Source organism: Stieleria sp. (genome assembly GCF_041595215.1).
In the GTDB taxonomy this organism is placed as follows: domain Bacteria; phylum Planctomycetota; class Planctomycetia; order Pirellulales; family Pirellulaceae; genus Stieleria; species Stieleria magnilauensis.
Map to the genome: position 1 here is coordinate 1 of NZ_JBFHKV010000594.1, position 5,258 is coordinate 5,258.

Consider the following 5,258-nt stretch of genomic DNA (forward strand, 5'->3'; position numbering starts at 1 on the left):
ACGTCACCGGAATACCCCGGCCCGGCACTCTGCTGTGCTTCGCCGACAAATCGTAACGCTTGATCCCAACGACTCAGTTCGCCGCCGAGTTGCATGCTTTGCGAACCATCGAACAGATAGATCATCGAGGGCCGGGTCGTTTCACCGGCCTGTTCGTCGATCTTGGTCGGCCCCAACAGGATCGCGACCAGGATCGCAATCGCTGCGGCGCGAATCACGATCAACCCGGTACGACCGTTGACCAACGAACGTCCCCAGAAGATTCGCAACACGAACCACAACAGGGCGCACGCGGCGACCAGTCCGATCCAGCCTCGGGGAGACAGCGGTGACGTCCAAGAAAAATACGTGTTGGCCAGTAACTCGATGCCGCTCATTGTGACTCTCCCGTGACGGCCGATTCCAGCTCGACAGAATTCTCGCGGGCCAGTGTTTCAAAGTAACCGTCGACGGCGCGACGATATTCCGTCGGAATCGGAGTTTGGCGGTCCACCGCGATCTCCAGCAGCATCACGTGTTGGATTCGCTTGCGGAGTTCGTCGGCGACCAGACGGACACGGTTGGAGACCGAATCGCCGTCGCGGAACGTCAATCCTCCTCCGCCAGCCAACGGGCCGGTCATTTCGCCGTCACGGGATCCCTGGTCCTGCGTTTCCGTCGCATCCTCGTTTTGTCCGCCCTCGAGCAACTCGGCCAACTCCCGCAACGACTCGGCCCGTAACTCTTGCTTGAGATCTCGCAGGGCTCGTTCGGTTTCCGGCTCGGTGTTTTCGCCGCTTGTCCCGTTGCTTCCCATCTGGTTGGCCAATTGGTTGGCTTGTTGTTCCATGCGTCGCAGACGGGCAAGGCGTGGGGTGACGAGTTGTTGGTAAAGTCGTTCGAGACGATTGGCGGCTTGGGCGTATTCGACCGCCCGTTCGATCGCCTCGGCAGCTTCCGTTTCGTCCGTTTTGCCGTCGGCGTCCCGAACCCGGTCGGCGGCGGATCGGGTCGATTCGAGTTGTTCCAGAAAACGAGTTTCCTCGGCAAAGTTTTGCAGCTGATCGTTGACTTCGCTCATTTCGATGTCGCCGATGTCCGCTTGCGACGAGATCACTTCTTCCAGCGTTTCGCTGCGGGCTGCCATCCGTCGCGCCAGTCGTTCGGCCTCGGTTTCGCGCTCGGGCTGACCGGCACCATCGGGATTCGGGGTGTCGGGATTTACGGAGTCGGGATCACGACCACCGCCGGGGGAGAGTGGGTCGAGGGTGCCGAGTTGATGTTCCATGCCGGCCAGGCCGCTGGTCAAATCCCGCAGAGACGAAACCCGCGTCACCGGTTCGGCGGCGGAGACCGCTTCGAGTTGCAGGCCCAGTTCTTCGATCAGATCGCTGACACTCTGGCCCCTGGCGGCCATCGATTCGAGTTCGCCCTCGCGTGCCAGCGTGGCCAGATCGTCCATCCCCGACTGGGCGTCATCCATCCGGCGGGTCATCAACTCGGACTGCGTCAATCGTTCCGCCAACGGTTCGCGGATCGCGTCAAGTCGCTCCAGCAATTCGATTTGTTGTTCGTAGAGTGTTTCCTGGGGCGTGGGCGCGTCGTCATCGTTCATCGCGTCTTGGTCTTGGTCGATCGATTCCGAGGTGGCTGCGGAGGACTCGGCGTCGTTTTCGTTTTCCTCAGTAGTCTCCCCAGTGTTCTCCTCTGCACCCTCTGGATTGTTTTCGCCTTCGTTCGTCTCGGTTTGACTTTGACCGGTCGATGTCGCCGACGGCATGGACGTGTTTGACTGCGTTGCGAGGGGAGATCGTTGTCCCGACGCGGCCGACTGGGCGTTGGCCGCCAGACGACGTTGCTGGGATGCGATTTGGATCAGCGAGTCGGCCAATTGGCGTTCGGTCTCGGGAGGGTCACGACGCAGTTTCTGTTGTAGCTGACGCGCCAGACGACGCAGTGCCTGTTGTTGGGACAGGCTCATGCGTTTGGTCAGAATGATTTCCAGCGTGCGGCGGGCTTCGGCCAATGAACGCAGGGCTTCTTCTTCTTGAACCAGGGCCAGATCCAACGAGCCGGCGGCTAGCGAATCGGCCGCTTGCAACATCGCGGCTTCGGCCTGGTTGAGCGCTTCGACGTCGTCGTTTCCGCGCGAGATGAAGAACTCCGCCAGGAAACGCGTCAAGTCCGCGAGTTCACTTTGGTTTTCGACCAGGCGATCGATCGTTCCCAGTTGAGCGGCCATGTCGGTTCCGCCACGAACCAGTTTTCGCGTTCGATTGATCACAAACCGTTCGCGTCGAATGATCTCGTCCAAACGCACCAGAACTCGTGAGCTGGCGCCGTCGTTTCCGCCGGGCGGATCGATCTCTTGATAGAACTGTCGCAGCGGCCGGATGTCGATGTACCGCACCTCTGATTCGCTGCGATGGTTTCCCCAGGGGCGGTTGTCGACGGCATAGGCGTAGTATGCGATGTAGTCACGTTCGGAGAGGTCGAACGATTCCAGTGGCAACAGCTCCGCAAGCAGCAACCGGGTCCTTTCAGCCGGCGACGTTGTCGAAGCCTCGGCGTCGGATTCGGTTGTCCAGTCGGTCAGGATGTATTCATCGTCGCCACCGAGTTGGAATGCGATTCCGGATTCGATGATTCCATAGTCGTCGGAGACCTGGACGCCCAGCGGAACTTCGGCCAACGTGTGAACCCTGATCTCGTCGTTCGGTTCCCGCCAGCTGATTGAGGGGGCGGCGTCACGACGGATGCCCAACCGGCCGGCGACCGGTTCCATCGGAGTCCCGTCGGTACCCGAGCCAGAGAATCGCCAACGGATGGTATTGTCCGCGGGCAATGAAAACGACCAACGCGTCCGGTCCTGGGGTGAATCCAAGGGTGTCGGTGATAGCTGTGACGTCCGCGGCCCCGTTTCCAGCACCGCCTGTTGCAGTGGATGGTTCAATTCGATGGTGACGGTGACCTGGGAGCGTTCCAAGACGGTCAGGTCGGGCTTGGAAAACACGCGTGATTGCAATCCGGTGTACTCGGGCGGTTGGACGGTGATCTCGATCCGTTCGGTTTCGATCAACGGCTGGACATCGATCCGATGGATGGAGGTGGTTTGCCCGCTGGAGACGAATTGATATTCGATCGGCCAAGCCGCTTTGCCCAGGTTGGTACGGAAGGTCTTTCGCCGATCGTCGGTCTCCGGCGCATCGGCCAGGACTTCGCTTTCGATCCACTCGGGCTCGGGGGCCGCGGCATCTTCGATCGTCTTGGATTGTGTCGAATCCGTTTCGGTCGCGTCCGTTTCGATCGGCCTGAGTTCACGGTAGCGAAGCAAGACGTCGCGATTGGTCCGTCCGACAAGTTCCAGGGACACATCCACGGGCGTTCCTTCCAGCAGCTTGATGTCGCCCGGTGTGACCATCAGCGTGGTGTAGGGACGGTCGATTCCGATCGCTCGCAGGAGCGCCAGACGCCAATCGCCGCCGGCAGTGAATAACCCGAGCAACACGGCAGCGGTGGCGGCGGTAGCGACCAGCGCCAACCACAGCGAACGAACGGGCACCAGGCGTGCAGGAGTGACGGATTCCCACCGCCCGAGTGTTTGATTGCCCAGTGCGGTCAACATTTCGTCGGGGCCTTGCACGCGTCCGGCGACCGTGTCGAGGACCGTTCGAATCCGCTGGCCGAAATCCTCAAAGGACCGCTCGACGATCCCCGCGAACGATCGTTGTCGGGTCAGGCGAAACAGCCAAACCGCTTGCCAGACCAGCAGCGCGGCGGCGATACCGATCGCGGTCATCATCGTGGTCGTCCGCCAGGTATGCGGCCATTCCCAGCGATAGTCAATCATGCCCAGCAACACCCACACGGCCAGCAAAAACACTGCCGCGACGCTGGCCGTGGTGGCCAGGCGAACGGTCAGGTACCTGCGACGCAGGGCCGTGAATTGGCGAGCGACTTGATAGGCGACGTCGGGAGCGTTCATGCGGATGTCCGATTGGCAAGTGAAAACTCGGCGGTCAACAACACCACGGCCACGGCGGCAAACCAGGGCCACAATTCGTGCTTGTGCTCGCCTTGGACGGTTTCGGCCACTTCGCTGGTCCCCGAATCAGCCGGGGTGATCTGAAAGTGTTCGGTGAATTGTTCGACCGGAATGCGTGTCGGGTCGGATTCCTTGGCCGTTGAATTGATGACGTACAACGCGCCGCCGGATTGTTCGAATCCGATTCGACCGAACGTGAGCGATTCTGTGTCGACGGTGCTCGCTGAAACGGTTCGCAGTGCGGCAGGATCCGAGGACGCTCGCTGTGCCATTGGCAGGGTCGAAAGGTCGCGTCGATCGCCGACCGAGCGGTAACGGATCTTGCCTTCGCCGGTCAGGTCCAGCAGGTCGCCGGCCATCTGATGCACCAACGGCAGGTACAACGGGCTGGTCGTCCAGTTGCCCCAGCTGGCATCGGCACTGGAGAGAAACCAGACCACATCACCCTGTCCCAATTGGTGTCGCGTCAGCGCCGGTCGGTCCTCTTCAAAACGCGCCAAGACGGCGGTCCGTTCGTCGGGTCGGACCGGCAGGATTTGATCGAACGACAGGCGACCGAGGTCGCCGGATTGCGGGTCGGCAAACGGAGACAACATCGGATTGGCCGAATCGACCGAGGTGATGCGAAACGGCATCGCACCGCTGCGCATCGGCGTTTGGATCGTTCCCGGGGCCAAGCCCGACTGTTGCCAGGCCGCGTGAGATGCTGCCGATGCGCCGCCACTGCCGTCGTAGCTGCCGTCGCCGGCAAACACCAACAGCTTGCCGCCGGCGGAGACATAGGTTTCCAGTCGCTGGATCCAACGCTCCGGCAGCGATCTGCAATCGGTCACGACGACCAACTCGGTGCGGCCCGGTTGGATTTCGGGCAGGGCATCGTCGTACAGAAAGACGACTTGGGGGTCAAACAATCCCGACCGGGGTGTTGCTTGTCGGCCGTCGTCGTCGGCGCGCTCGGCATCGACGCTCTGTTCCGGCTTGCGACTGGTCTGTCGCAGCGCCGCGGCCAGATAAAAACTTTCGGCCAACTGTGCCCCGTCACGCGAGCCGCCATCGACGACCAAGACCGGGGCCGGTTGAGCGATCTCGAAAGCCGTCATCCGTCGATTGTCGACGGCCAAGTCGTCTTCGACGTCCAATTGCACCGTGACCTGCCAGGTGCCCGGTTCCAGTTTTCCGAAGTCGAACGACAGTTCTTGGGCCTGGCCGTCGGGCAGATTGATCGACTTTTTCA

At 61.3% G+C, this 5,258-nt stretch carries 3 protein-coding genes; all 3 read right to left on the bottom strand.

The genetic code is table 11. The features are described from left to right. On the bottom strand, positions 1–377 hold a 377-nt coding region (locus tag ABX749_RS20745), incomplete at its 3' end, for a hypothetical protein (RefSeq protein WP_372897655.1). Then, positions 374–3,964 (bottom strand): DUF4175 family protein, encoded by a 3,591-nt coding sequence (locus tag ABX749_RS20750; RefSeq protein ID WP_372897656.1) that lies wholly within the window; start codon positions 3,962–3,964, stop codon positions 374–376. The genes ABX749_RS20745 and ABX749_RS20750, both read right to left, overlap by 4 nt. After that, positions 3,961–5,258, bottom strand: a 1,298-nt coding sequence (locus tag ABX749_RS20755; RefSeq protein ID WP_372897657.1) for a hypothetical protein, incomplete at its 5' end; no start/stop codon positions are given. The genes ABX749_RS20750 and ABX749_RS20755, both read right to left, overlap by 4 nt.

Coding starts and splice junctions, on each gene's coding strand:
- ABX749_RS20750 (WP_372897656.1), bottom strand. CDS start 3,964: ATGAACGCTCCCGACGTCGCCTATCAAGTCGCTCGCCAATTCACGGCC.